Origin of the sequence: Paenibacillus xanthanilyticus (assembly GCF_042682185.1) — a bacterium.
GTDB lineage: Bacteria > Bacillota > Bacilli > Paenibacillales > Paenibacillaceae > Paenibacillus_Z > Paenibacillus_Z xanthanilyticus.
Window position 1 is genome coordinate 2,098,511 of sequence record NZ_JBHUHA010000002.1, and the last position, 25,126, is coordinate 2,123,636.

The window sequence follows — 25,126 nt, forward strand, 5'->3', positions numbered from 1 at the left end:
GGAGCGTTGGGGTGGCGCTGGAACATGCCCACAGGGAGAATATATTCTAGCAGCTGCAGCTCTTATCCGAGCTGAAATCGACCGGCGTCGGGTAGTCATTGTCGAAGCAGGCGAGGCACATCCCCCGGTTCTTCGCGCCGTCGTTGCCGCCGACCGCGTCGATCAGCCCTTCGTGGCTGAGGAAATAGAGCGAGTCCGCGTTGATCGCCTGACGGATCTCCTCGACCGTCTTGGACGAAGCGATCAGCTCCTTGCGGTCCGGCGTGTCGATGCCGTAGTAACACGGATTGGCGAACGGCGGCGACGTAATCCGCACGTGCACTTCCGTCGCGCCCGCGTCGCGCAGCATGTTCACGATGCGAAGGCTGGTCGTGCCGCGCACGATCGAGTCGTCGATCATGACGACGCGTTTGCCCTCGACGACCTTGCGGACGGCGGACAGCTTCATCTTGACGCCTTTCTCCCGCAGCTCCTGCGAGGGCTGGATGAACGTGCGTCCCGTGTATTTATTCTTGATCAGGCCAAGCTCGTACGGAATGCCCGTCTGCTCGGCGTACCCGATCGCGGCCGAAATACTCGAATCCGGCACGCCCGTCACGATATCCGCGTCGACGAATGCTTCCACGGCCAGCTTCTGCCCCATCCGTTTGCGGGAAGAGTGCAGGTTAATGCCGTTAATGTCGCTGTCCGGACGCGCGAAATAGATATATTCCATCGCGCATGTCGCCCGGCGCTCGAGCGGCGCGAAGCGGTCGATCGTCATCCCGTTCTCGTCCAGCACGATCAATTCGCCCGGCTGCACGTCGCGTTCGTATTCGGCGCCGACCGTCTCCAGGGCGCACGATTCGGAAGCGAACACGTAGCCGTTACCTAGACGTCCCATCACGAGCGGACGCAAGCCATGCGGGTCGGAGGCCACGATCAGCTTGTTGTTCGTCATGATGAGGAACGCGAAGCCGCCGATGATGCGCTGCAGCGCGTCTTTGGCCGCGCCGACGAAATCCTTGCTCGAGCGCGCGATCAGATGCGCGATGACTTCCGTGTCGCTGCTCGTCTGGAAGATCGAGCCGAGGTTCTCGAGCTCTTCGCGAATGGACGGGGCGTTCACGATGTTGCCGTTCGTCGCCACCGCCAAGTCGCCCTTGCGGTATTTGAAAATAAGCGGCTGCGCGTTCGCCAGCTTGCTCTCGCCCGCCGTCGAATAGCGCACATGCCCGATCGCGGCGTCGCCCGTCAGTGTCTCGAGCACCTCCTGCGTGAACACTTCCTTCACGAGGCCCATGCCGCGGTGATAGTTGAATTTCCCGTCCTGCGTCGAATCGGCCGTGCAAATGCCCGCGCTCTCCTCGCCCCGGTGCTGCAGCGCGTGCAGCCCGTAGTAGGAAAGGGAGGAGGCGTGCGGGACGTTCCAGACCCCGAACACGCCGCACTCCTCGCGCAATTTGTCAAAAATATCGTCCCGGCCTATTCCTTCGTTATAGTGAGCGCCCGTCCATAATTGGTGCGGCTGCTTCACTACTTCATCAGACATGGAATCGCATCCTTCCAAACCTGCTCCAGTTGTTCAACCGGCGCTGCAATGCCCGGTTTGCCGTTGATGTTGATGGTGAGATCGGTGCCGCGCACGACGCCGATTTGCGCATTCGAAATGCCTTGCTCCGTCAGATATGCCTTCAGCTGCTCCGCTTGATCCGGCTTCGCCGACAGCAGAATGCGCGATTGCGACTCGCTGAACAGCGCCGCGTCAGGACGAAGTTCCGTCACGACGTTCACGTCCGCGCCCAGACGACCGCCGATGCAGGATTCCGCCAGCGCCGCCGCAAGGCCGCCTTCGGACAGGTCGTGCGCCGAAGCGACGAGGCCTTGCTGGATCGCGCCGAGCACTCCGCTGAGGAGCTTCTTCTCGACCGCCAGGTCCAATTGCGGCGGGCGGCCTTCGTTCTTGCCGTGCAGGACATGCTGGTATTCGCTGCCGCCGAACTCATGTTTCGTCTCGCCGAGCAGGATGATGACGTCGCCTTCGGATTTGAAGCGCTGCGTCGTAATATGGTTCACGTCGTGCACGAGACCGACCATGCCGATTACCGGCGTCGGGTAGATCGCGCCCTTCGCGTTCTCGTTATACAGGGATACGTTCCCGCCGATAACCGGCGTCTCGAGCGCGCGGCACGCGTCGGACATGCCATCCGCCGCTTTCTCCAGCTGCCAGAACACTTCCGGCTTCTCCGGATTGCCGAAGTTGAGGTTGTCCGTGATCGCGAGCGGCTCCGCGCCGGAGCACACGATGTTGCGCGCCGCTTCCGCGACGGCGATCGCCCCGCCCACTTCCGGATCGAGGTACACGTAACGACCGTTGCAGTCCGTCGTCATCGCGAGCGCCTTGCGCGTGCCCGGAATCGTGACGACCGCCGCGTCCGAACCCGGCTGTACCGCCGTGCTCGTGCGCACCATGTAGTCGTACTGGTTGTAGACCCACTCTTTGCTCGCCACCGTCGGCGAACCGAGGATTTGCTTCAACGTGCCCGTCAGGTCCGTTACTTCCTCGTACGACGTGTCGAGCGCGCCGTTCTCCGCGTAGTAAGCCGGCTCCGCCGACGGTTTGTTGTACACCGGACACTCGTCGACGAGCGCTTTGACCGGCATGTTCGCCACTTCTTCGCCTTTGTGGAACAGACGCAGACGACCGTCGTCGGTCACTTTGCCGACTTTCGCGCAGATAACGCCCCAACGCTCGAAAATCTCTCTCGCCTGCGCTTCGTTCTCCGGCGCCACGACGAACAGCATGCGTTCTTGCGACTCGGAGAGCATCATCTCGTACGGCGTCATGCCTTCTTCGCGCTGCGGTACTTCGTCGAGGTACAGCTCAAGGCCATTGCCGGCTTTGGACGCCATCTCCGCGCTGGAGCACGTCAGACCTGCCGCGCCCATGTCTTGGATGCCGAGGACGATGCCGGAGTTAATCAGCTCGAGCGTCGATTCCATGACGAGCTTCTCCATGAACGGGTCGCCGACCTGAACCGCGGTGCGCTTCTCTTCGGATTCCTCGGACAGCTCGACCGACGCGAACGTCGCGCCGTGGATGCCGTCGCGGCCGGTAGCCGGGCCGACGTAGAAGACCGGGTTGCCGACGCCTTTGGCGACGCCGCGCTGGATTTTATCGTGATCGATCAAGCCGACGCACATCGCGTTGACGAGCGGGTTGCCCTCGTAGCTCTCGTCGAACATGACTTCGCCCGCGACCGTCGGGATGCCGATGCAGTTGCCGTAGCCCGCGATGCCGCTGACGACGTTCTCGAACAAATATTTAACGCGCGCATTCTCAAGGTTGCCGAACCGGAGGCTGTTGAGCAGCGCCACCGGACGTGCGCCCATGGAGAAAATGTCGCGGATAATGCCGCCTACGCCGGTTGCCGCGCCTTGGTAAGGCTCGACCGCCGAAGGGTGGTTATGGGATTCGATTTTGAACACGACCGCCTGGTTGTCGCCGATGTCGACGATGCCCGCGCCTTCGCCTGGCCCCATGAGGACCTTCGGACCCGTGATCGGGAACTTCTTCAGGATCGGCTTGGAGTTCTTGTACGAGCAGTGCTCCGACCACATGACGCTGAATACGCCGATCTCGGTGTAGTTGGGCAAGCGGCCGAGAAAACCGCAAATGAGTTCATATTCATGATCGGTGACGCCGAATTGCGTGTAGATCTTCTGGTCCGCAATTTGCTCCGCCGTCGGTTCTTTAGCCGTTAACTGCTGCGCCATGTTGTTCCCTCCATGCGTTCAAAATCGATGTAAACATCCGTAAGCCGTCTTCCGATCCGAGCAGCTGGTCGATCGCGCGCTCCGGATGCGGCATCATGCCCACCACGTTGCCGCGCTCGTTGCTGATGCCCGCGATATCGTCGACCGAGCCGTTCGGGTTCGCGCCCGCTTTGTAGCGGAAGACGATCTGGTTGTTGGCCTTCAGCTTCGCCAGCGTCTCGTCGTCGCAGTAGTAGTTGCCTTCGCCGTGCGCGATCGGAATATCGATGATCTCGCCTTGGCTGTATTGGTTCGTGAATGCCGTGTTGTTGTTCACGACTTCCAGCAGCGTGCTGTGGCAGCGGAACTTCAGGTCCTTGTTGCGCAGCAGCGCGCCTGGCAGGAGGCCTGCTTCCGTCAGAATCTGGAATCCGTTGCAAATGCCGAGGACGAATTTGCCCTGCTCGGCCGCTTTGACGACTTCGTTCATGACCGGGGCGAACTGGGCGATCGCGCCGCAGCGCAGGTAGTCGCCGTACGAGAAGCCGCCCGGCACGAGGATCGCGTCATAGCCGCTCAAGTCCGTCGCCGTATGCCACACATAGTCCACTTCTTGGCCGATCGCGTTCTCCACCGCTTTGTAGCAGTCGATGTCGCAGTTGGAGCCGGGGAAAACGAGTACCGCGAATTTCATCGGATTAACCCTCCAGTTCGAAACGGTAGTCTTCGACAACGGTGTTCGCCAGCAGCTTCTCGCACATCGCCTTCAGCCGGGCTTCGGCTTCCGCGCGATCGTTCGTGTCCAGCTCGAGCTCGAGGTATTTGCCGATGCGCACTTTGCCGACTTCCTCGAAGCCCATCGTGTGCAGCGCGCCTTGCACTGCGCTTCCTTGCGGGTCAAGCACGTTCTGTTTGATTGTCACGTAAACCGTTGCTTTCATGGGGGGTCGCCTCCTGAAAATGTTTGAAATTCTTTGCGCCAGAATGGGAAGGTTCCGCAAACGTGGAATGTTCGCTTCCGTCGCTGTTGAACTCGGATAACTGGATGAGATTAGGTTAAGGTTGTTATCCGAGTTCAAAGGCGATCGCTTGCGCTCTCCAGCTGAACATCCACTTTTTGCTCCACCCATTTTCCGAATTGAACAAATTTTCATGCTGCTCTAGGTGCAGGTCGTGGCGCTTGCCGGGTGAATTCCCGGCTTGCGGACGACTTTATGGGATGCGGGGCATCTTTGCCTGAAATACAAGCTTGTATTTCTCCGGAATGAAACGCGCTGCTCCGCCAATGACGACGTCAGCCGTTTCACCTTGCCCCGCGGGTTTGGTTTAGTTGGTTGGCTCGTCGCCTACAGCGTTTGGCCCGTCAGCCGCTCGTAGATGCTGAGATAGCGGCGGGTCGTCTCGTCGACGACCGCTTCCGGGAGCGGAGCCGGCTTGCTGTTCTGGTCCCAGTCGGAGCCGAGCAGGTACGTGCGCACCGGTTCTTTGTCCATGCTGTCGATCTCGACGTCGTACGCGTAGTTCTCCTTCGCCCAGAAACGCGACGCGTCCGGGGTGAAGATCTCGTCGATCAGGATGACCTTGCCGTCGATGAGGCCGAACTCGAACTTGCAGTCCGCCAGGATGATGCCACGCTCCTCGCAGTAGCCGCGCGCGAATTCGTACAGCTTAATGCTGCGATCGCGCAGCTCTTCGGCCAGCTCTGCGCCGACCAGCTCCTGCATCCGCGCGAACGGGATGTCCTCGTCGTGACCGACGTCGTTCTTAGCCGCCGGCGTGAAGAGCGGCTGCGGGAAACGCTCGTTCTTGCGCAGCCCCTCCGGCAGCTCGATCCCGTTGATCGCCTGGGTCTTCGCGTACTGCCGCCAGCCGCCGCCCGTGATGTAGCCGCGCACGACGCACTCGATGTCGATCCGTTCCGCCTTCTTCGTCACCATGATCCGGTTGCGAAGCAGCTCCGGCTCCGTCACCAGGTCGCCGAGCCGGTCGACGTCCGTATGGATGACGTGGTTCGGCTGGATGTCCGCCGTCTGTTCGAACCAGAACGCCGACAGCCGGTTGAGCACGTTCCCCTTCTGCGGCACCGCCGGGTCCAGCACGTAGTCGAACGCGCTGATCCGGTCCGTGACCACGATCAGGTAATGCTCGCCAAGATCATACAGCTCGCGCACTTTGCCTTTATATAGAAGCGGCGCCTTGATATACGCCTCTGCCGTAGACAACGCTTGTTCAGCCATGAACTTCTCGCTCCTCTTCCGCTCTCGCGCATGTTTCCCCGGCCCATGAAGCCGGGGATCTATCCTTATCCGAGCTTGCCGGTCGCGCTTAGATCAGTTCCAGACGCTTGAAAATCGTATCGACGTGCTTCAGATGCCACGACGGGTTAAAGCAATCGTCGATGTCCTCGGCCGACAGCACCGACGTAATCTCCGGCGTCGACTCGATAATGTCGCGGAATTGACGCTGCTCTTCCCACGCTTGCATCGCGCGCGGCTGCACCGTGTCGTACGCCTGCTCGCGGCTGAAGCCCTTGTCGATCAGCTTCGTCATGACGCGGCCGGAGAACGGCACGCCGAACGTACGCTGCATGTTGCGCTTCATGTTCTCCGGGAACACCTGCAGGTTCTTCAGGATGTTGCCCAGACGGTTCAGCATGTAGTTCAGCAGCATCGTCGCGTCCGGCAGGATGACGCGCTCGACCGACGAGTGGCTGATGTCGCGCTCATGCCAGAGCGGCACGTTCTCGTACGCCGAGATCATGTGGCCGCGGATCACGCGCGCCAGGCCGGAGATGTTCTCGCAGCCGATCGGGTTGCGCTTGTGCGGCATCGCGGACGAGCCCTTCTGACCCTTCGCGAACGGCTCCTCGACTTCGCGGAATTCGCTCTTCTGCAGGGCGCGCACTTCGGTCGCGAACTTGTCGAGCGACGTCGCAATCAGCGCCAGCGTGGCCATGTATTCCGCATGACGGTCGCGCTGCAGCGTCTGCGTCGAGATCGGCGCCGGCTTAATGCCGAGCTTCTTACAGGTGAATTCTTCGACGAACGGGTCGATGTTCGCGTACGTGCCGACCGCGCCGGAGATTTTGCCGAACTGGACGCCGTCGGCCGCGTGGCGGAAGCGCTCCAGGTTGCGCTTCATCTCTTCGTACCACAGCGCCATCTTGAGACCGAACGTCGTCGGCTCCGCGTGAACGCCGTGCGTGCGGCCCATCATGACCGTGTCTTTGTAAGCGACCGCTTGGCCGCGCAGAATCTCGATGAAGTTCACGATGTCTTTCTCGAGGATCTCGTTCGCCTGGCGGAGCAGGTAGCCCATCGCCGTGTCGACGACGTCGGTCGACGTCAAGCCGTAGTGCACCCATTTGCGCTCCGGACCGACCGTCTCGGATACGGCGCGCGTGAACGCGATCACGTCGTGGCGCGTCTCCTGCTCGATCTCGTAAATCCGGTCGATATTGAACGTCGCGCCTTGGCGCAGCGCCTCCACGTCCTCGCGCGGGATAACGCCGAGTTCTACCCAAGCTTCGCATGCGCAAAGCTCGACTTCGAGCCATGCTTTGAATTTATTCTCCTCGGTCCAAATGGCCCGCATCTCTGGTCTGCTGTAACGTTCCAACATCGGTTAAACCCTCCAAATATTCGTTTCGGATATCCACGCCAGCGCCGCGTCGACGTTCTCCGCGAGCACGTTGATGTGGCCCATCTTCCGCTTATGCTTCGCTTCATGCTTGCCGTACAAATGCACCTTCGGGGCGACGCCGAGCCGCGCTGCGGCCGAATCGGCTGCCGCCACGTGCTTCAGCAGCGGCTCGATATGCTCGCCGAGCACGTTCACCATGACGACCGGCGTCAAGAGCGTCGTATCGCCGAGCGGCAGGCCGCAGATGGCGCGCACATGCTGCTCGAACTGCGACGTGCGGCAGGCTTCCATCGTGTAATGGCCGCTGTTGTGCGGGCGCGGCGCCAGCTCGTTCACGAACAGCTCGCCGTCCGCCGTCAGGAACAGCTCGACGGCGATTAATCCGACGACGCCGAGCCCCTCCGCGATCGCCGCCGCCAGCCGCTGCGCTTCCCGCTGCACCGCTTCGCTTGCTCTGGCCGGCACGATGGACAGGTGGAGAATGTTGCCCACGTGCACGTTCTCCGCCGCCGGGAACGTCTTCACTTCCCCTTGCGGGCTGCGCGCCGCGATGACGGACAGCTCCTTCTCGAAGCGGATGAACTGCTCCAGCACGAGCTCCGTCTTGGCCTTGCTCAGCGTATCGTAAGCTTCCGGAATCTCTTCCTCGCTGCGAATGACCCACTGTCCTTTGCCGTCGTAGCCGCCCGTCGCGGTCTTCAGCACGCATGGCAGGCCGAACCGTCCGACCGCCTCGCGCAGCTCATCGACGCTGCGAATCTCGCTGTACGGCGCGACCTTCACGCCCGCCGCCTCGATCGCCCGCTTCTCGCGCAGCCGGTGCTGCGTCGTGTAGAGCAGCTCGCTGCCCTGCGGCACGTACGACTCTTCCATCAGCATGGCCGCGACGCCCGCGTCGACGTTCTCGAATTCGTAGGTGATGACGTCCGAGCGCTTCGCCAGCTCGCGCGCGGCCTCCCGGTCGTCGTAAGCGGCCACGATCTGCTCGGCCACTTGTCCGCACGGCGCATCCGGCGTCGGATCGAGGGCGACGAACCGGTAGCCCATCGCGCTGCCGGCGTTCGCCATCATGCGTCCGAGCTGCCCGCCGCCGAGAATGCCGATCGTCGAGCCGGGCAAAATCACTTTCGTCTGCGGAGCCTCGCCGGCCGTCTCCGGGGCGCAGCCATCGATACCGCAGGCCGCGGCATGATCCGCGCCAAGCACGCCGTTAAGCGATATCAATCCGCCGCTCGATTGCTTGTCCGCTGCACTCATAGCGTGTCACTGCTTTCGAGCACTTCACGTTGAATGCGGTCACGGCGCGCTTGCACGCGTCCTTGCAGCTGCGAATCGAACGCGCCGAGGATCTGCGCGGCCAACAGCCCCGCGTTGGTCGCCCCCGCGCTGCCGATCGCGACGGTCGCGACCGGGATGCCGCCCGGCATTTGCACGATCGAGAGCAAGGAATCCAGTCCGTTCAGCGCCCGCGACTGCACCGGAACGCCAATAACCGGCAGAATCGTCTTGGAAGCGACCATGCCGGGCAAATGAGCAGCGCCGCCCGCGCCCGCGATAATAACCTTCAATCCGCGGTCTGCGGCCGTTTCGGCGTATTCGAACATCAAATCAGGCGTACGGTGCGCGGAGACAACCTTCTTCTCGTACGGAATTTCAAGCTCGTCCAATACATCGCAGGCCAATTTCATTGTTTCCCAGTCCGACTTGCTGCCCATGATGACGCCCACTTTCGCTGACATGCATCGATACCCACTTTCTCTATTATAAATGTAGTCCAAGGCGAAACGGCTAGCGCCGTCCTTCTCGGCGATGTGCGTTTCGTTCCGGATAAGCGGATTGGTTTGCGTTCACCATCGGAAGATGGGGAATGCAGCATTCCGCGACCATGAAGCGGATTGGTTTGCGTTCACCATCGGAAGATGGGGAATGCAGCATTCCGCGACCATGAAGCGGATTGGTTTGCGTTCACAATCGGAGGATTGTGAATGCAGCATTCCGCGACCATGAAGCGGATTGGTTTGCGTTCACCATCGGAAGATGGGGAATGCAGCATTCCGCGATCGAGGCATAGAGGCCAAAGTATAAGCGTGAAACTTATACGTTCCTATATGCCTGAAAACAGAAAAATCCCGGCAAACAGCGATCCGACCGGATGACTGCCACGGGACACGAACGTAAGCGAAGAACCTCTGCGCCCTGCGCGGGCTGCCGCCCGTCCGAACCGGACTTCGAAAGCGGATGAATCGTCATGTCTGCGCAGGTTGCCGGTGCCGGCCCCGTTGTTCCCGGAAGCGCTGGCCGTTCTTCAAATTAGGCTCGTAGTCCGAAGAATTTGAGGTTCTCGGGTAGAAACTTTCGGGCCATATTCCCGAATTTATACGAGGGATGCTATATAGGGAAAGCAGACTCGAACGCTGCTTTCTTCGACTCCCCTAGTGTACCGAATGTGCCTTCACGCTGTCAACCGAAATACGAACATTAATTCCGAGGTTATTTATTAAAGTTCGTTTTTGCGTCACATCGCATGGATAGAACGATTCAAATTTTCAGAAAACACGAACATTTCGCCTCAAATGGGTCGACAACGTGTGTTTTTCCTTATTCAAGCTTTTACCTGCCCCGCCAGACCGGGCGATATGGCATAAAAGCTGCGCCGAGGCAAACTCAAGCCGTCAACAAATCTCACCTGGCCCGTCAAGGTCAACCGGCGGAAGGCTGCTCATTTCCCCACTAGCTTGCGTTCGCTTGTACCAAACCATGCAGCATTTTCCGCTCGGCCACGCTTGCACCGCAATTTGCTTACCATCTAGCCCGTCTCGATCGTGGAACGACAAAAGAAGCCACCCCGATGAGGATGACTTCCATCGACTCCTTCGCCTTATGCCGCCCTGCGATCGCGTTTACCACGAGCGGCATCGCTTCGGATACTGCGCCTTGGTCCTATGCCCTTCAACCATTCTCGGGCGCTCCCAGTCTTTTTCGCATTTCGTACCAGCTATCCGTCCGCTCCGGGTAGAACAGATGATCATACGCCTCATAGCCAAGCCGTTCGTAAAAGGCGACGTTATCCGGCAGCGACAGCCGCACCGACACGCGAATTTCAGCTAGACCCGCTTCGCGGGCGATGCCCTCCATCCCCAGCATGAGCGCTCGGCCAACGCCTTGTCCGCGACCGGCCGGAACGACGGATACGCGGCCGACGTACAGGTGCTGCTCCACCACGTAGTGGAGCGCCGTGCCGAGCGCAGCGGTCCCGTCCGCCGTCTCCGCGATCATGGCGCCGCCGCGGCCGGCGACCTTCTCCCGAATGCTGGCTACCGTCTCGCGAAGGGCGCCGGACTGCGGGACCAGAACGCCCTCGTATTCGCGAAATGCTTCCATAATAAGACGATGGACAAGCGGCCAATCCGCCTCCGCGGCCGGCCGAAGCTTCACGTTCTTTCCCATGCGCAAGCTCCTTCCCCTTCCCCTTCGCGCCGCAGTCCCCGGCATCCCGGTTGCCGCCGCACTTCAAGCGAAGCTCGCCGCTGCCGTCTACTCGCCTAGCCGAACTCGAAATACCGCTTCGCGTTGCCGTAGCAGATATCTTCGACCATGCCGCCCAGCAGCTCCATGTCGTGCGGCGCTTCCCCGCGAACGACCCACTCCCCGAGCATGTTGCACAGGATCCGGCGGAAATACTCGTGGCGGGTGTAGGACAGGAAGCTGCGGGAGTCGGTCAGCATGCCGACGAAGCGGCTCAGCAGCCCATAGTTCGCCAACGCGTTCATTTGGGCGAGCATGCCGTCCTTCGTGTCGTTGAACCACCAGGCCGCGCCGAGCTGGATTTTGCCCGGAATGCCGTCGCCCTGGAAGCTGCCCATGAGCGTGCCGAGGACGTCGTAATCGTTCGGATTGAGCGAGTACAGGATCGTACGCGGCAACCCGCCTTCCGAATCGAGACGATCCAGCAGACGCGACAACGGGTAGGCGACCTCGCCCTCGTTCACGGAATCGAAGCCGGTATCCGGCCCCAGCTTGGCGAACATCCGGCTGCTGCCGTTGCGGGCCGCGTGGATATGCAGCTGCATTGCCCAGCCGAGCTCCCGGTAGAGGTTGCCGAGGAACAGCAGCGTGAAGGTTTTGTACTTCTTCTCTTCTTCGAGGGTCACCGTCTCTCCTGCCACGGCGCGCGCGAAAATGGAAGCCGCTTCCTCCTTGGTCGTCTCCGCGTACGGCACGTAATCGAGCGCATGATCGGAGACGCGGCAGCCTTGGCCGTCGAAGAAACGGGCGCGTCCCTCGAGCGCCGCGAGCAAGCCGTCGTAATCGGCGATCGGCGCGCCATGAACCGCCGTCAGCTTATCGAGCCATGGCAGGAACGTCGCGCGGCGAATCTCCAGCGCCTTGTCCGGGCGGAACGACGGCAGCACGCGGCAGTCGAAGCCTTCGATATCCCGAATACCCGCATGGTACTCCAGCGTGTCGGCCGGGTCGTCCGTCGTACAGATGACCTCGACTTTGTTGGCCGTGATCAAGTCCCGCACGCGGAATGCATCCGTCGCCAGCTTGGCATTCGCCTGCTCCCAAATCGCGGGCGCATTCTTCTCGTTGATCAGCTCCGTAATGCCGAAGTAGCGCGCCAGCTCGAGATGCGACCAATGGTAGAGCGGATTGCCCAGCGTCGCCGGCACGGTCTTCGCCCAGGCCAGGAAACGGTCGTAGTCGGAGACGCCTTCGCCGCCCGTCACGAGCTGCTCCGGCACGCCGTTCGCGCGCAGCGCCCGCCACTTGTAGTGGTCGCCGTACAGCCAGATGGCCGTTAAATTGGCGAACTGCTTATTCTCGTAGATTTCCTTCGGATCCAGATGACAGTGGTAATCGATAATCGGCAGCTTCGCCGCATATTCGTGATACAACTGCTCGGCAACGGAATTAGTCAATAGAAATTGATCGTCCAAAAAAGGTTTCAATGAATATGCCTCCTTCATTTGTCGCGGAAATGGGGAAAATGCGCGCGGATGCCGCCTTTTTAGCAAGGGGGACCGTCCCACGCGCGGATAATCGATTGGTCTTGCTGCGATGCCGCTACCCGCGAAACTTCACCAGCGATTCGACCTTCACCGGAAGCCCGGTGCGGATCGACTGGTTGGCCGCGATGCCGGTCAAGATGGATTTGGCCCCGTCGACATGGTTGGCCGCGCGGCGGAAGCGGTCCTCGGCCGGCACGCCGAAAATATCGTTCAGCAGCACCGGGTCGCCGCCGCCGTGTCCGCCCTCGCCCTCCTCGACCTGCACCTCGTACGGCGCGCCGAACATCGGGAACACGGTGATCTGCTTTCCTTTGATCGCGCCTTCCATCGCCTTGTCGCCGCCGGAATTGACGTAGGACTGCTCGACGACGTTCATCTCGATCCGCCCCTTCGTGCCGTTGAACGCGATCCGGTAGCCCTCCCAAGGCAAGTAAGCGTTCAGCGAGTAGGTCAGGATCGCCTTGTTCTTGTAGCGGACCATGACGCCCATCGTATCCTCGATGCTGATCCCGTCGCCGAACACGCTTTGATCGCGGCGGTACCCGTCCTCGGGCTCGGCGTCCAGGTACATGCTCTTCAGGTGCGGATTGCCGTCCAGCTGCAGCGCGAACGGGTCGCCTTCGGCGTTCGGATTGCCCGTCGCCCGGTCGTAGAACGTCGTGACGCCGCGTGCTTCGGCGTTCTCCTTGCCATAGAACAGCAGGTCGCCGAACGCGAACACCGTATCGGGCTCCGAGCCGATCCAGAAGTTGACGAGGTCGAAATGGTGCGTCGACTTGTGGACGAGCAGCCCGCCGCTGTTGCGCTTATCCCGGTGCCATCTGCGGAAGTAGTCCGCGCCATGCTGGGTGTTGAGCAGCCATTCGAAGTGGACGCTCGTCACCTGCCCGATCGCGCCGTCCTCGATCAGCTCTCTCGCCTTCGTGTGATGCGGCGCATACCGGTAGTTGAACGTGACGCGCACGCTGCGGCCGGTCCGCTCCACCGCGTCCAGAATCGCCTGGCATTTGTCCGCATCGACGGTCATCGGCTTCTCCGTGATGACGTCGCAGCCAAGCTCCATGGCGCGGATAATGTACGTATGGTGCGTGCGGTCCACGCTCGTCACGATGACGGCATCCGGCCGCTCGGCGGCGATCATCTCGTCGAACCGCTCCGGCTTGTACGTGCGCACCGGCTCGTAGTCGTACCGCTCGGCCAGCAGTTTGTTGGCGTAATCCATCCGCGTCTGGTTGGAATCGCAGAACGCGAGCAGCTCGCTCGTCTCCCGGAAGTCCCTCGCGATCGCCCCATAGAAAAATTCCGCACGGCCGCCGCTGCCGACGAGCACGTATTTCTTTTTGACCGTCATGTTTTTCATCCCTTCGCGCTTGAGAGTTGTGGAATCGCTTTCGCTTTTCTTAAGAATAGGGCAAAATACAATCTTTTTCTCTTCATTTCCTGCTCATTTCAACCCAAATACCGCCAATCTTGCTATAATGGGAGCAAAACGGGCAAGGGGCGATCCCTATGGCATACGCGAAACCGGAACAGCTCGACTATGGCGCGCCGGCAGGCAAGTCCATCTACATGGAGTATATTCGGCGGACGGAGCCGTTCAGCATGGACAGCCAGCATTGGCATCCGTATTACGAAATTTATTTGCTGCTCGAAGGCAGGCGCACCTATTTCATCAAGGACGCCGCCCATCCCGTCGAGGCCGGGGACCTGATTCTGATCGGCAAGCACGAGCTGCACAAATCGATTCAATCCGGCACGGGGCCGCACGCCCGCCTCGTGATGCATTTCGACGAGCCGATGCTGCAGGCGCTGCCCGAGGCGGACGCCCAGCTGCTGCGCAGCCCGTTCGCGCTCGCCACGCCGCTCGTGCGTCTGCCGGCGGACGAACAGCGCATCGTCCGGAGCCATGCCGCGCGGATCGTGCAGGAGCTGCGCAACCGGGCCCCGGGATGCGAGCTGGTTCTTCGCCATGCGCTGTTCGACCTGCTGCTGCTGTGCGCCCGTTATGCCGCGGATCACCCGCAGACAGCCGATGCCGCGCCTCCGGTCACGCCGACGCACGGCAAGGTGTCGGAGATCGTCCGCTACCTGAACGACCATTACGCCGCGCCGGTGCAGATCCACGAGTTGGCCGCGCAATTTTATATCAGCCCGTATTATCTCAGCCGCATGTTCAAGGAAATCACGGGATTTACGATCATCGACTACGTCAACCTGACCCGGCTGAAGGAAGCGCAGCGGCTGCTTCGGGAGACGCCGCTCAAGATTACGGATATCGCCGGCCAGGTCGGCTTCGGCAACTTCTCGCATTTCGGCAAAATGTTCAAGGCGGTGACGCGGATGTCCGCGCGGGATTACCGAAGGCTGCATCAAGGGGAGAGCGGATGAGGCGCAGCCAAACCTTCTATACGCCAGGTGTTGGCCAAACGAGAGGTATGACTCGTAATCAGATACGCAGTATATCTAAAAGTCTGAAGGTAGCGAACGGATGAATGGTAAGAAAGCAATGTTCTCGGTCCATGATGTTTCCGCCTGAGCAACGATATACGGGTAGGCAAGCAGCCATATTAAGGACTACGAGATGACGACGCAACATGGCCGTTGCCACGTCGACAAAGCCGATCTAGCTTGAGGATGAAGAAAAGCCATCAGAAGAGCGCGGGTGTCCGCACTCCCCTGATGGCTTATTAGTGTCCGGGCCGTGGCGAACGGCTGCGAACTATCGCCCCTTCTCCCGCCCCCGGACGAGCGAGGCATAGCAGGCCACCGCGCACAGCTCGGCGATCGCGATGACGACTCCGAGCGGCAACGCCGTGTTCTCGCCCGCGATGCCGACGAACGGCGCCGCAATCCCGCCGATAATGAAGGAGAGCAGGCCGAGGAGAGCCGACGCGCTGCCTGCGTTCTGGCCGTGCTGCTGCAGCGCGAGCGAGAAGCCCGCCGTGGAGACGACGCCGACGCTCGCCACGACGAGGAACAGCGGCGGCAGCACGACGGCGAGGCCCCCCTGTGCCGCCAGCGATGCAAGCAGCGCGAGGCCGCCGACCGCCGCGATCGCGATGCCCGCCCCCAGCAGCTTGGTCTCGCCGACGCGGCTCGCCAAGCGGCCCGTAATCTGAGTGGCGGCGATAATGCCGATTCCATTCATCGCGAACACGAGGCTGAACGTCTGCGGCGAGACGCCGTACACGTTCTGCAGCACGAACGAGGAGCCCGAGATATACGCGAACATCCCCGCCATGATGAAGCCCTGCGTCAGCGCATAGCCCATGAAGAGCCGGTCGCGCAGGAGCGTCCCGAACGTGCGCAGCGTGCCGCCAAGCCCGCCCGCCGAGCGCCGGTCCGCCGGGTGCGTCTCGCCAAGTCCCGCCCCCACCGCAATCAACATCACCGCGCCGTAACCGGCCAGCACGGCGAACACGGTCGGCCATTCGCCGAACCGCAGGATTTGAGCCCCGATAATCGGCGCGAGGATCGGCGCCGCGCCGTTCACGAGCATGAGCAGCGAGTAGAATTTGGTCAGTTCCGTCCCGGAATAAAGATCGCGCACCATCGCGCGCGAGATGACGATGCCCGCCGCGCCGGCGAGCCCCTGAATGAAGCGCAATGCCAAGAAGAGCCAAATGCTGCCGGCGAAGACGCATAAAATCGACGAGACGGCGTAGACGACCAGTCCGATCAAGAGCGGTCCCCTTCTGCCGCGAACGTCGCTCAGCGGCCCGGCCAGCAGCTGGCCGAGCGACAAGCCGAGCATGCACGCGGTCAAGCTCAGCTGCGACAGCGACGCGGTTGTCTTCAGATCGTCCGCAAGCGCCGGCAGCGCCGGCAAGTACATATCGAGCGACAGCGGCCCGAAGGCGCTGAGGCTGCCCAGTACAATCGCCATCCAGAGCCGCTTGGAGGCGCTGATCCGGCGCGGCTGCGGCTCGTTCGTTACGTTCGGTTGTGCCATAAGAAGTGTGTCGTTCCTTTCCTTAATCGGATGATGGCCCCTGCTGAAGATGATGGCGAACGCGTTCCAGGAAGCGTCTTCCCGCATCCAGCTCTTCCGGCGTGAAGCCTTCGGTCAAGAGACGCGTCGTCTGCTCCGTCATCGCGAGCACCGGCTCCTTCAGCGCCCGTCCCTGCTCCGTCAGCCAGACCCGCTGCACGCGCCGGTCCGCCCGGTCGGCCCGTCGATCGACAACGCCTTTGCCTTCGAGATTATCGATCATGCGGTTCACGTTCGTCTTGTCCTTGCGCAGCCGGGAGGCGATCTCGTGCTGCGGCAGCCCGTCTTCCCGGTACAGCAGAAGCAAAATAAGGCTTTGCTCCGGCGCGAGGCCAAACGGCGCCAGCTGGCGCTTCACGTAGCCCGAAATCGCCAGATCGACGTCGCGGATCAAAATGCCGATATGTTCGTCCAAATGACGTCGCACGTTCTCCCTCCAAATAGTTGCTATGCCAACAGTTGATTATGCATACTATCACGCGTGTTCGTCAAGCATCAACAAGGTTATATAGCAGCCGCCAACGATTCGATCCGCTTGCTCCAGCTATGTCTCGATCGCTCCCGCCGCTTACGTTCCCCGCCGAACTTGCGAGCACGCATCCGTCGGCGTGTATAATATAGGGAGACTCGTCCGCTACAGGCGGCACACCTTTCAGCAGCGAAGGAGATGTTCCTCTAAATGACCGATTATTCCGCAATCCGCAACATCTACTGCGTCGGCCGCAACTACGCGCTCCACGCGATGGAGCTTGGCAACGACGTGCCGGGCGAGCCGATGATCTTCGGCAAGCCGACCCATGCGCTTAGCCCGGCGGAGGGCACCCTCGTCCTGCCGGCCGGCATCGGCGAAATCCACCACGAGGTCGAGCTCGTCGTCCGCATCGCCTCGCCCTACGCGCCGGGCAAGACGCTCTCCGAGCTGATCGACGGCGTTGCGCTCGGCATCGATTGGACCGCCCGCGACGTGCAATCCGCGCTCAAGGAGAAGCGCCACCCGTGGCTGCTCGCCAAAGGCTTCAAAGGCTCCGCCACGCTGTCCGCCTTCCGCCCGTTCGCGGAAGCGCGATTCGACTCGTTAACCTTTAGCCTCGTGAAGAACGGGGAGACGATCCAGCACGGCTCGCCCGCCGACATGATTTTCCCGCTCCGTCGGCTCGTCGACTTCATCGGCTCCCGCTTCGGCCTCGGCGCGGGCGACCTGATCTATACCGGCACGCCGGCTGGCGTCGGTCCCGTCGCGAACGGCGATGCGCTCGAGATGAAGCTTGCCGCGCCGGGCCAAGCGGAAGAAACATTCGGTCCGCTTCACGTCACCCTCTCCGCTTAACCGAGCGCTTCCCTGGTTATGTTCTGCCGAAATTTGGCAATAATAGGGGACATCACCGGCAAAGGAGGTATCACGATGGATGCATCCATGAGCGCGAACGACGTCATTGCGCAAATTCGCCAGCTCAAGACGAGCGGACAGAATTTGAACAAGAAGAAAATGAAAGCTTCGCATCCCGAGCTGATGCAGAACGCGCTGTTCTACTTTCCGAGCTGGGAGCACGCGTTAACCAACGCGGACCACTAATTTATCCCTACTCGCGCCACCATTCGTTCCAGGATTCGCACCCGAGCCCTGCCGCTCCCCCAAGCGGCGGGGCTTTCTGTTGGCCTGCGGCTGCACGGCAAAAAAGGTTAACGGCTTGAACCTTCAAGCGCGTTAACCTTTCCCGAAATGCCGATGCTTCCTTCCCGCCTAAGTCGCGATACGCCGGCCCGCGAATGTCCGAGATCCCGCATATGCCGATCCGTTTACGCCTCCAGCGCTTGTATTCGCCTCTTCTTCCGCACGAAAGCCGATAGCATGATGACCGTAATTGCCGACGCGACCGCCCAAAAGATCAGCAGCAGCCCGATATCCTGCCGCAGCAGCTCGTAGTCGCCCGTCGAGAGAATGGAGCGGAACCCTTCCACCGTATAGGTGATCGGCAGAAATTTATGGATCGTCTGCAGGCCATCCGGCCCCAGTTCCACCGGGAACGTGCCGCTCGTCGCCGCCAGCTGCAGCACGAGCAGAATGATGGCGAAGAACCGCCCGACGTTGTCGCCGAGCGTGACCAGCAGCTGGATAATCGCCATGAACACCAGGCTGACAAACAGCGTGTAGAGGGCGAAATCGACCGTGTTGAGCGGGTCCAGCCCGACGACGCCGGTCAGCACGAGCGAGACGAGCAGCGCCTGCCCGATCGAGACAGCCATCATGACCGAGTATTTGGACAGCCACCATAGGAACCCCGAAGAAGGCGGCGCGAAGTTATCGCGCAGGGCGAAGACGGTCGTCAATAGCAGCGCGCCGACGTACAGGCTGATTGAAATGAAGAAGGGCGCCATTCCTGTGCCGTAGTTCGGCAGCGTGTTGATGTTGTCCTCGCGCACCCGGACCGGGTTGGCCATCATCTCGAACAAACCTTGCGAGGAATGGATGCTGGTTAGCTCGCTCGCCCCATCCTTCAACGCCGCGCTCAGCTCCCCGCTGCCGTCCACCAGCTTCTTCTCGCCCGCAGCCAATTCGTCGATGCCTTCAATAAGCGCCGTCCAAGCCGTGCTTACCTTGTGTACCCCCGTATAAAGCGAAGCGGCCCCGGTGCTGAGCTGAGCAGCGCCGGTCGTCAGCTGCTTCAGATTCGGCGCAAAAGCGCCGACGCCGCTTACCAGCTGGCCGTGTTTGGCAACGAGCTCGGCGACGCCCGCATTGAACGTCTTCACGGAAGTCTGCACCTGCGCGAGCCCCGCGGACACCTGCGCCCCGGCCGCCTGCAGCTGCTGATAGGTCGCGTCCTCCGCCGTATCCGGATGCTGAGCGGCATACCCCGCGATCAGCTGGTCGACGCCGGCGGCCCCTTTGGCCAGCGGTTCCAAGCCGGCATCCAGCTGAATGCCGCCGGCTTGCAGCTGGCCGAGCGCCGTATCGACCTGCTTCGTCCCCGTGCCGATCTGTCCGTAAGCCTCGTTCAGCTTCGCCGCGCCGTCCGCCAGCTTGGCCGCCGCCGCTTTGAGGTCGGCCGCGCCTTTGTCCAGCTCGTGGATGGACGCCTGGTTATTCTTGACCGTCGCGGCAAGCTTGGCCGTACCGGAGGACAGCGTCCGCAAGCCGGCATGCAGATCGCCCGCCCCCGTGCTCGCTTTCTGCATCCCGTCCTTCAGCTCCTCCAAGCTGCCGAAGATCGCCTCCGTATAGCTCAGCGTCAGCTTCTCGGACAGCTGCCGACGGATATTCTCGATGCCGGAATGTCCGATTTTCGCAACGATATAGTTCAGCCCTTCGTTCGACTTGATCGTGATCTCGAGCGGCGTCGGCTGCTGGTCCATCAGTGTCGTCGCCCGCTTGGAGAAATCTTCCGGTACGACGATCGCGAAGTAATACGCATTCGCGGCCAATCCCCGGTCCGCTTCCTCTCGGCTGACGAAATGCCAATCGAAGGAAGGGTCAGCCTGAAACTCCTTCACCAGGTCGCTGCCGATCGTATAGGTTTCCCCCTCGAATTCGGCCGGCTTGTCCTCGTTCACGACGGCGACGGACAGCCGCTCCAGATGACCGTAAGGATCCCAGAACGCCCATAGATAGATGCCGCTGTATAAAACCGGTATGCATATGATGCCAACAAGCGATATGAGCGTTTTGGGCGAGCGTCCGAGCGAAGCCCACTCTCCCGCGAACCAGCGCAAACCTTTTGTCATCACCTTCACCCCTTCCTCCGTCCTGAGCGCCCCTATCCTGCTGCCAGCGCAAGAACAAGTTTCCACCGCATGCCTGAGTATTATGCGTGTCCCGAAGGTCTGCTATGCGAATATTGGCATGGTTGCGTCTGGCGGGAATGGGCTGTTCGTACGCGATCAGAAGCGTCGCATGCAAAAATGACCGCTCCCCGGGTTACAAACTGGGAAGCGGTCATGAGATCAAGCTTGCAGACTTGCCGCCGTCTCGTTCATCGAACCGGCCGGCTTCCGCCGCATGAAATACGCGAAGGTCAGGAGACCGAACACGACCGCGTACACGGCCAAGTTCGCAAACTGCTCCCACATGAGGCTGAAATCGCCGCTGGCGATGACCGCCTTCAGGCCGATAATGCTGTGCGTCATCGGCAGCCACGGGTTCAGCGTCTGCATCCAGTCCGGCAGCAGCTCAAGCGGGAACGTGCCCGCGCTCGATGTCAGCTGGAAGATCATCAGAATGATGACCAGGAACCGGCCCGGGTTATCCAGCCAGGTGACGAACGACTGGATGATCATCGCAAACGCCAGGCTCGCCATGAACGCGAACAAGTAGAAGAGCGGCACGCTTTGCACGTGAACGTGGAGCACGAACAGCACGACCGTGACGACGAGCGCCGACTGCGCGGCGCTCATGACGACAAAGGTAAGCGTCTTGCTCAAGAACAAGCCGACGCGCGAAGCGTTCGGCACGACGGAATCGCGCACCGAGAAAATCGTCGTGAAGACGAGGCCGCCCATGAACAGCGCGAGGGACAAGAAGTAAGGCGCGATGCCGATGCCGTATTTCTCGACCTTGCGGTCGTCAATCTCCACGATCTTCACCGGATCGGAGAACATCGACACCGTCTCGTCGCCGGTCTTCACATCGGCCGTCTTCGACGCGGCGTCAGTTAGTTTGTCGGCCAGCTCGCCCGAGCCGTCGACGAGCTTCGCCGAGCCGTCCTTCAGCTCGCCCGTGCCGCTGCCGAGCTCCTTGGTCCCTTCCGCCAGCGTGCCGACGCCGCCGGCGACCTTGCCGAGCCCGCTCTTCAGGCTGGCAAGACCGCTGGCCAGATCGCCGGCGCCGTCCGCCAGCTTCCGTCCGCCGGCGGCCGCCTCGCCCAGCTTGCCGGCGAAGGCATTCATGCCCGCCAGCAGCTGGTCCTGCCCGCTCGCGAGCTGCTGCGCGCCGCCGAGCAGCTGCTGCTGGCCGGCTTCGAGCTGCTGCGCGCCGCCGAGCAGCTGCCGCTGGCCGGCTTCGAGCTGCGCCGCGCCAGCGGCCAGCTTGGACTGACCGTCGCTCAAGCTTGCGCTGCCTTGCGCGACCGCTTGGCTTGCGGCGAGCAGCTGCTTCACCTGCGCGTTATCCGCCAGCTGCGGATTCGCCTTCACGAGCTGCGCGAGACCGTCGGCCACCTGTTGGGCGCCGCCCGCCACCTGCTTGCTCGCTTCCGCTGCCGAAGCGAGACCGGAAGATAGCGCGGCTGCGCCGTCGGTCGACGACTGCAAGCCAGCCGTCAGCTTGCCGGCGCCTTCAACCGACGACTGCAGCCCGGTCTCGAGCTTGCCTGCGCCTTCGCGCGCCGACTCCGCGCCCGCGCTCAGCTTGCCCTGCGCGTCCGACAGCTGCGACAGGCCGCTAGCTAAGCTGCCCGCGCCCTGCTTCAGCTCGCCCGCGCCGGCATGAAGCTTGGATGCGCCGCTCGCGAGCGGACCGACGCCGTTCTGAAGCGACTGCGTGCCGTCGGCCAGCTTCGCCGCGCCTTCCTCCAGCTTGACCAAGCCGTCTTCGAGCTTCTTGGCCCCGTCCGCCAGCTTGGTCGCCCCGTCTCCGGCTTCGCCGAGCCCATCCGACACCTTCTCGATCTGCTCCAGCATGCTGCGCGTATACGCCTCGGTAATTTGCGCGGATAGCTTCGCTCGCAGCTCCTTCACGGCGCTGTTGCCGATTTGACCGGCGATGTAATTATATTGGCTGTTCGGCTCGAAAATAATTTCGGCCTGCTGCGGCTTCTCGTCCATGACGGTCGCCGCCTTCTCCGAGAAGTTCTCCGGCACGGTGATCGTAATGTAATACTTGTTGTGCGTCATTCCCTCCCGCGCGCCTTCCGCGGTGACGAACCGCCAGTCGAAGTCCGGGTTTTGCTTCAGCTCCTCGACGAACTCCTTGCCGACATCGAGCTCCTCTTCTTCGTACGAGGCGCCCCGGTCCAAGTTCACGACCGCCACCGGCAGCTTCTCCAGCGAGCCGTACGGATCCCAAGACCCCTTAATGAGGAAGCTGCTGTACAGCATCGGAATTACCGCCACGCCAATAAAGGAGACCAGCACGATCGGCTTCTTGACCACCGCCATCATGTCCTTACCGAACACGCCGAGTCCTTTCATATCACTCACACGTCCTTTCCGTATTCATACGCTCTTGATTCAAAATGAATGATTGACCAGATTTGAAATTTGGTCATTTTATATCAAAAAAAACCCTCTTGTCGAGGTGAAACGGCTGAGGCCGAATAGGCAGCATTCAGCTAGTCGAGGGTTTTGAGATTTCTCCGCTGCTCCGTAACCCGTCCGCGAAAAACAACATCAGGTGATCCTGAATTTGCGCCTTGGTCAAGGGATTCGCGTGGATTTTGTTCCAGTCGGTCGTGAGCGCCACGTACATCTTCAGCATCGCGTACGCGACGATCTCCGGATCGCACGGCTTGATCTCGCCCTTCGCCACGCCGGACTCGATGTGCCGCTGCAAATATTCGAGCACGAGTCCCTCCAGCCGGTGCGTGCCGTCAAGCGCCTTCGCCGTGCCGATATCGCGCACCTCCTGCTGGAGCTTGATGAACAGTTCGTGATCGGAGCGAAATTCCAGCAGCGCGCCCAGCACGCGGAAGAGGTTATCGAAGAACGGATCGCCTTCGTGCAGTCCCAAGTCCAGCACGCTCTTCAACTCGTGCAGCGCCTTGCGCACGATCTCGTCGAACAAGTCTTCCTTCGTCTTGAAAAACGTGTAGATGGTGCCCTTCCCCACGTTGGCGATCTTGGCGACCAGGTCCATCGTCGTCGCTTTATAGCCGAATTGGGCAAAGGATTGCGTCGCCGCCTTCAAAATAAGCGCTCGTCTGTCGACCCCAGCCATCAAAGTTCCTCCTTCAGATGCAATTCCATCCACAAAACTGACCATAATTCATTTTTGGTCAATTAGTCATTGTAATAAGATATCACGTCTTGGCGCCGTTGACAACTTCTATCGTATCCCGCTCGTTGAATCATTCGCCAACCTAAGAAAAAAGAGCTTGCGCTCCGCCGCTTCGGCGTTTCGCAAGCTCTCTTCATTTTACCCGGTCAACCCCGGCATAACCGGCCGCTAGCATGCCGCGTTAGTGTCCCATCATCGCGGCCGCATCCGCGCCGCCCTTCTCCCCTTCGGCGTCTGCCTTCACCTGCTCGTGCGCCTTCGGCTTGCGCAGCACAAGCGCCAGCACCGCGCCGACGAGCGCGATGCCCGCCGCCAGGAAGAACGTATCGTCGTACGCCGCGACGGATGCATGGATCGGATCGCCGCCCTTGGCGATGTTGTCCTTGATCTCCGACGTCAGGAAGCCGGTCAGCCCGGCGACCGCGAAGGAGACCATGACCTGCTGCGCCGCGGTCGTCAGCGGCGTCACCCGGGTAACGAGCTGACGCGGCGCCGAGGCCAGCAACTGCGTATTGATCGGCATCATCGTCATGCCCATGCCGGCTCCCATCATGGCCAGCGCCGTCAGGACATAAGGAATGCCGGTGTCTACCGACAGTTTAGAGAGCAGGAACAGCCCGGCCGTCACGAGGCCAAGCCCGGTCATGACGAGCGGACGAGCGCCGATCTTGTCGTACATCCGGCCCGCGATTGGCATGGCCGCCGCGGCGAACAGCGCCTGCGGCAGCAGGATGACGCCGGTCTTCAGCGCGCTGAAGTGCTCGACGTTCTGCAGATAAAGCGGCACGAGCAGCATAGAGCCGAACAGCGCGATCTGCGCGACCCACGCAATGATGATGCCCCGCGTGAAATCGGAAGAGCCGAAGACTCGCAGCTCCAACAATGGCTCCCGCTTGCGCAGTTCCACGGCAATGAAAAGCACGAGCGCCGTGCCGCCCACGATCAGCCCGGTCAGCGTGCGCGCCGAACCCCAGTCCGTGCCGCCCTCGCTGACGCCGAACGCCAGCATCGCGAACGCGATCGGCGCCAAAATCATCCCGAGGATGTCCAGGCTCGGCACCGCCTTGCTCTCGAAGCGCGGCAGGAACCGCATCCCGAACAGGAATGCGACGATGCCGATCGGCAAGTTGATGATGAAGATCCAATGCCAGCTCACGTAATCGACGAGATAGCCCGCCAGTATCGGGCCGAGCGCGGGGGCCAGCAGCATCGGGATGCCCAGCATGCCCATGATCGAACCCATCTTCCCCGGCGGCGCCAGACGGAAGACGATCGCGAACCCGATCGGGGACACCATGCCGCCGCCCAGTCCTTGGATGACGCGGAAGAGGATAAGCTGCTCCGGCGACTGCGCGAGCCCGCACAGCACCGAGCCCAGCGTAAAAAAGACGATCGTCGTCAAGAAGATCCGCTTGGCGCCGAACCGGTCGGACATCCAGCCCGCCAGCGGAATGACCGCCGAGAGCGCCAAGGTATAACCGGTCACCGCCCACTGCAGGGTAGGTACGCTAGAGTCGAAATCCTCGACCAGCCGCGGCAGCGCGACATTCACGACCGTGCTGTCGAGAATGACCATGATCATGCCGATGATGACCGCGAGCAGCGGCCATATGAGCTGCCGCAGCGTCGCTTCCGCGCCTGGTTTTTGTACGTGTTCAGCCATGATTCTCCACTCCTCTTGTTCTTCTCTTGTATCTATTAATAAAGGATGGCTCCGCTCTCCGCCGCATCCTCGAATGGCGGGCGGCCGGATTCTTCGCGCTGGCAATAGGCAAGCTGTGGGTTGGTAACACTTGCTAGCCGCCGATTTGCGTC

The 25,126-nt window shown here is 61.3% G+C and carries 20 protein-coding genes and 1 riboswitch; of the genes, 3 read left to right on the plus strand and 17 right to left on the minus strand.

Translation table 11 applies throughout. The features are described 5' to 3' along the window. Positions 1–46 precede the first annotated feature (46 nt). The 11 genes from purF to ACFSKT_RS26700 all read right to left on the minus strand — a co-directional run bounded on the left by purF (position 47) and on the right by ACFSKT_RS26700 (position 13,740). Positions 47–1,531 (minus strand): amidophosphoribosyltransferase, encoded by a 1,485-nt coding sequence (gene purF / locus ACFSKT_RS26650; protein ID WP_377720790.1) that lies wholly within the window; start codon positions 1,529–1,531, stop codon positions 47–49. After that, a complete protein-coding gene (purL, locus tag ACFSKT_RS26655; RefSeq protein ID WP_377720789.1) occupies positions 1,516–3,756 on the minus strand; it encodes a phosphoribosylformylglycinamidine synthase subunit PurL in 2,241 nt (746 codons plus the stop codon). The genes purF and purL overlap by 16 nt, the downstream gene beginning before the upstream one ends. After that, on the minus strand, positions 3,734–4,429 hold the full coding sequence (purQ, locus tag ACFSKT_RS26660) for a phosphoribosylformylglycinamidine synthase subunit PurQ (RefSeq protein ID WP_377720788.1): 696 nt from the start codon (positions 4,427–4,429) through the stop codon (positions 3,734–3,736). The genes purL and purQ overlap by 23 nt, the downstream gene beginning before the upstream one ends. Before the next feature lie 4 nt (positions 4,430–4,433). Beyond that, positions 4,434–4,676 carry a phosphoribosylformylglycinamidine synthase subunit PurS gene (gene purS / locus ACFSKT_RS26665; RefSeq protein WP_377720787.1) on the minus strand — a complete coding sequence of 81 codons (243 nt, stop codon included), beginning with the start codon at positions 4,674–4,676 and terminating at the stop codon, positions 4,434–4,436. 405 nt (positions 4,677–5,081) lie between these two features. After that, a complete protein-coding gene (locus ACFSKT_RS26670; RefSeq protein WP_377720786.1) occupies positions 5,082–5,972 on the minus strand; it encodes a phosphoribosylaminoimidazolesuccinocarboxamide synthase in 891 nt (296 codons plus the stop codon). An 88-nt stretch (positions 5,973–6,060) separates the two neighbouring features. Then, complete coding sequence (gene purB, locus ACFSKT_RS26675; protein WP_377720785.1) at positions 6,061–7,356, minus strand: adenylosuccinate lyase; 1,296 nt, start codon at positions 7,354–7,356, stop codon at positions 6,061–6,063. 3 nt (positions 7,357–7,359) lie between these two features. Beyond that, positions 7,360–8,634 carry a 5-(carboxyamino)imidazole ribonucleotide synthase gene (gene purK / locus ACFSKT_RS26680; RefSeq protein WP_377720784.1) on the minus strand — a complete coding sequence of 425 codons (1,275 nt, stop codon included), beginning with the start codon at positions 8,632–8,634 and terminating at the stop codon, positions 7,360–7,362. Then, the gene (purE, locus tag ACFSKT_RS26685; RefSeq protein ID WP_377720783.1) at positions 8,631–9,116 is read right to left on the minus strand and encodes a 5-(carboxyamino)imidazole ribonucleotide mutase; all 486 of its coding nucleotides are present in this window, start codon (positions 9,114–9,116) and stop codon (positions 8,631–8,633) included. Before purE ends, purK begins: the two co-directional genes overlap by 4 nt. A 560-nt stretch (positions 9,117–9,676) precedes the next feature. Continuing rightward, positions 9,677–9,779, minus strand: a riboswitch (purine riboswitch). A 547-nt stretch (positions 9,780–10,326) separates the two neighbouring features. Further along, positions 10,327–10,824 carry a GNAT family N-acetyltransferase gene (locus tag ACFSKT_RS26690; RefSeq protein WP_377720782.1) on the minus strand — a complete coding sequence of 166 codons (498 nt, stop codon included), beginning with the start codon at positions 10,822–10,824 and terminating at the stop codon, positions 10,327–10,329. A gap of 95 nt (positions 10,825–10,919) precedes the next feature. Next, positions 10,920–12,329 (minus strand): glucuronate isomerase, encoded by a 1,410-nt coding sequence (gene uxaC / locus ACFSKT_RS26695; RefSeq protein ID WP_377720781.1) that lies wholly within the window; start codon positions 12,327–12,329, stop codon positions 10,920–10,922. Between the two features lie 115 nt (positions 12,330–12,444). Then, complete coding sequence (locus tag ACFSKT_RS26700; RefSeq protein ID WP_377720780.1) at positions 12,445–13,740, minus strand: Gfo/Idh/MocA family protein; 1,296 nt, start codon at positions 13,738–13,740, stop codon at positions 12,445–12,447. A 158-nt stretch (positions 13,741–13,898) separates the two neighbouring features. On the opposite strand from ACFSKT_RS26700, the gene ACFSKT_RS26705 reads away from it, so the two are divergent. Beyond that, on the plus strand, positions 13,899–14,777 hold the full coding sequence (locus ACFSKT_RS26705) for an AraC family transcriptional regulator (protein WP_377720779.1): 879 nt from the start codon (positions 13,899–13,901) through the stop codon (positions 14,775–14,777). A gap of 331 nt (positions 14,778–15,108) precedes the next feature. Here the strand turns inward: ACFSKT_RS26705 and ACFSKT_RS26710 are convergent, their stop codons facing one another. Both ACFSKT_RS26710 and ACFSKT_RS26715 read right to left on the minus strand, forming a co-directional pair. Beyond that, positions 15,109–16,341: a multidrug effflux MFS transporter gene (locus ACFSKT_RS26710; RefSeq protein WP_377720778.1), complete on the minus strand. Its 1,233-nt coding sequence runs from the start codon at positions 16,339–16,341 to the stop codon at positions 15,109–15,111. Between the two features lie 22 nt (positions 16,342–16,363). Next, positions 16,364–16,807, minus strand: a complete 444-nt coding sequence (locus tag ACFSKT_RS26715) for a MarR family winged helix-turn-helix transcriptional regulator (RefSeq protein ID WP_377720777.1) — start codon at positions 16,805–16,807, stop codon at positions 16,364–16,366. Positions 16,808–17,059: 252 nt separating this feature from the next. On the opposite strand from ACFSKT_RS26715, the gene ACFSKT_RS26720 reads away from it, so the two are divergent. After that, the gene (locus tag ACFSKT_RS26720) at positions 17,060–17,707 is read left to right on the plus strand and encodes a fumarylacetoacetate hydrolase family protein (RefSeq protein WP_377720776.1); all 648 of its coding nucleotides are present in this window, start codon (positions 17,060–17,062) and stop codon (positions 17,705–17,707) included. Between the two features lie 75 nt (positions 17,708–17,782). Next, a complete protein-coding gene (locus ACFSKT_RS26725) occupies positions 17,783–17,953 on the plus strand; it encodes a hypothetical protein (protein ID WP_377720775.1) in 171 nt (56 codons plus the stop codon). Between the two features lie 224 nt (positions 17,954–18,177). Here the strand turns inward: ACFSKT_RS26725 and ACFSKT_RS26730 are convergent, their stop codons facing one another. From ACFSKT_RS26730 to ACFSKT_RS26745, 4 genes are all read right to left on the minus strand, one after another. Further along, positions 18,178–20,103 carry a YhgE/Pip family protein gene (locus tag ACFSKT_RS26730; RefSeq protein ID WP_377720774.1) on the minus strand — a complete coding sequence of 642 codons (1,926 nt, stop codon included), beginning with the start codon at positions 20,101–20,103 and terminating at the stop codon, positions 18,178–18,180. Between the two features lie 219 nt (positions 20,104–20,322). Continuing rightward, on the minus strand, positions 20,323–22,506 hold the full coding sequence (locus ACFSKT_RS26735) for a YhgE/Pip family protein (protein WP_377720845.1): 2,184 nt from the start codon (positions 22,504–22,506) through the stop codon (positions 20,323–20,325). A gap of 136 nt (positions 22,507–22,642) precedes the next feature. Next, positions 22,643–23,251 (minus strand): TetR/AcrR family transcriptional regulator, encoded by a 609-nt coding sequence (locus ACFSKT_RS26740; RefSeq protein ID WP_377720773.1) that lies wholly within the window; start codon positions 23,249–23,251, stop codon positions 22,643–22,645. A 241-nt stretch (positions 23,252–23,492) separates the two neighbouring features. After that, positions 23,493–24,974: an MDR family MFS transporter gene (locus tag ACFSKT_RS26745; protein WP_377720772.1), complete on the minus strand. Its 1,482-nt coding sequence runs from the start codon at positions 24,972–24,974 to the stop codon at positions 23,493–23,495. Positions 24,975–25,126 lie beyond the last annotated feature (152 nt).

What these genes read in the sequence shown, in the direction of transcription:
- purF (WP_377720790.1), bottom strand. Translation starts at nt 1,531, where the DNA reads ATGTCTGATGAAGTAGTGAAGCAGCCGCACCAATTATGGACGGGCGCT.
- purL (WP_377720789.1), bottom strand. Translation starts at nt 3,756, where the DNA reads ATGGCGCAGCAGTTAACGGCTAAAGAACCGACGGCGGAGCAAATTGCG.
- purQ (WP_377720788.1), bottom strand. Translation starts at nt 4,429, where the DNA reads ATGAAATTCGCGGTACTCGTTTTCCCCGGCTCCAACTGCGACATCGAC.
- purS (WP_377720787.1), bottom strand. Translation starts at nt 4,676, where the DNA reads ATGAAAGCAACGGTTTACGTGACAATCAAACAGAACGTGCTTGACCCG.
- ACFSKT_RS26670 (WP_377720786.1), bottom strand. Translation starts at nt 5,972, where the DNA reads ATGGCTGAACAAGCGTTGTCTACGGCAGAGGCGTATATCAAGGCGCCG.
- purB (WP_377720785.1), bottom strand. Translation starts at nt 7,356, where the DNA reads ATGTTGGAACGTTACAGCAGACCAGAGATGCGGGCCATTTGGACCGAG.
- purK (WP_377720784.1), bottom strand. Translation starts at nt 8,634, where the DNA reads ATGAGTGCAGCGGACAAGCAATCGAGCGGCGGATTGATATCGCTTAAC.
- purE (WP_377720783.1), bottom strand. Translation starts at nt 9,116, where the DNA reads ATGTCAGCGAAAGTGGGCGTCATCATGGGCAGCAAGTCGGACTGGGAA.
- ACFSKT_RS26690 (WP_377720782.1), bottom strand. Translation starts at nt 10,824, where the DNA reads ATGGGAAAGAACGTGAAGCTTCGGCCGGCCGCGGAGGCGGATTGGCCG.
- ACFSKT_RS26700 (WP_377720780.1), bottom strand. Translation starts at nt 13,740, where the DNA reads ATGACGGTCAAAAAGAAATACGTGCTCGTCGGCAGCGGCGGCCGTGCG.
- ACFSKT_RS26705 (WP_377720779.1), top strand. Translation starts at nt 13,899, where the DNA reads ATGGCATACGCGAAACCGGAACAGCTCGACTATGGCGCGCCGGCAGGC.
- ACFSKT_RS26710 (WP_377720778.1), bottom strand. Translation starts at nt 16,341, where the DNA reads ATGGCACAACCGAACGTAACGAACGAGCCGCAGCCGCGCCGGATCAGC.
- ACFSKT_RS26720 (WP_377720776.1), top strand. Translation starts at nt 17,060, where the DNA reads ATGACCGATTATTCCGCAATCCGCAACATCTACTGCGTCGGCCGCAAC.
- ACFSKT_RS26725 (WP_377720775.1), top strand. Translation starts at nt 17,783, where the DNA reads ATGGATGCATCCATGAGCGCGAACGACGTCATTGCGCAAATTCGCCAG.
- ACFSKT_RS26730 (WP_377720774.1), bottom strand. Translation starts at nt 20,103, where the DNA reads ATGACAAAAGGTTTGCGCTGGTTCGCGGGAGAGTGGGCTTCGCTCGGA.
- ACFSKT_RS26735 (WP_377720845.1), bottom strand. Translation starts at nt 22,506, where the DNA reads ATGAAAGGACTCGGCGTGTTCGGTAAGGACATGATGGCGGTGGTCAAG.
- ACFSKT_RS26740 (WP_377720773.1), bottom strand. Translation starts at nt 23,251, where the DNA reads ATGGCTGGGGTCGACAGACGAGCGCTTATTTTGAAGGCGGCGACGCAA.
- ACFSKT_RS26745 (WP_377720772.1), bottom strand. Translation starts at nt 24,974, where the DNA reads ATGGCTGAACACGTACAAAAACCAGGCGCGGAAGCGACGCTGCGGCAG.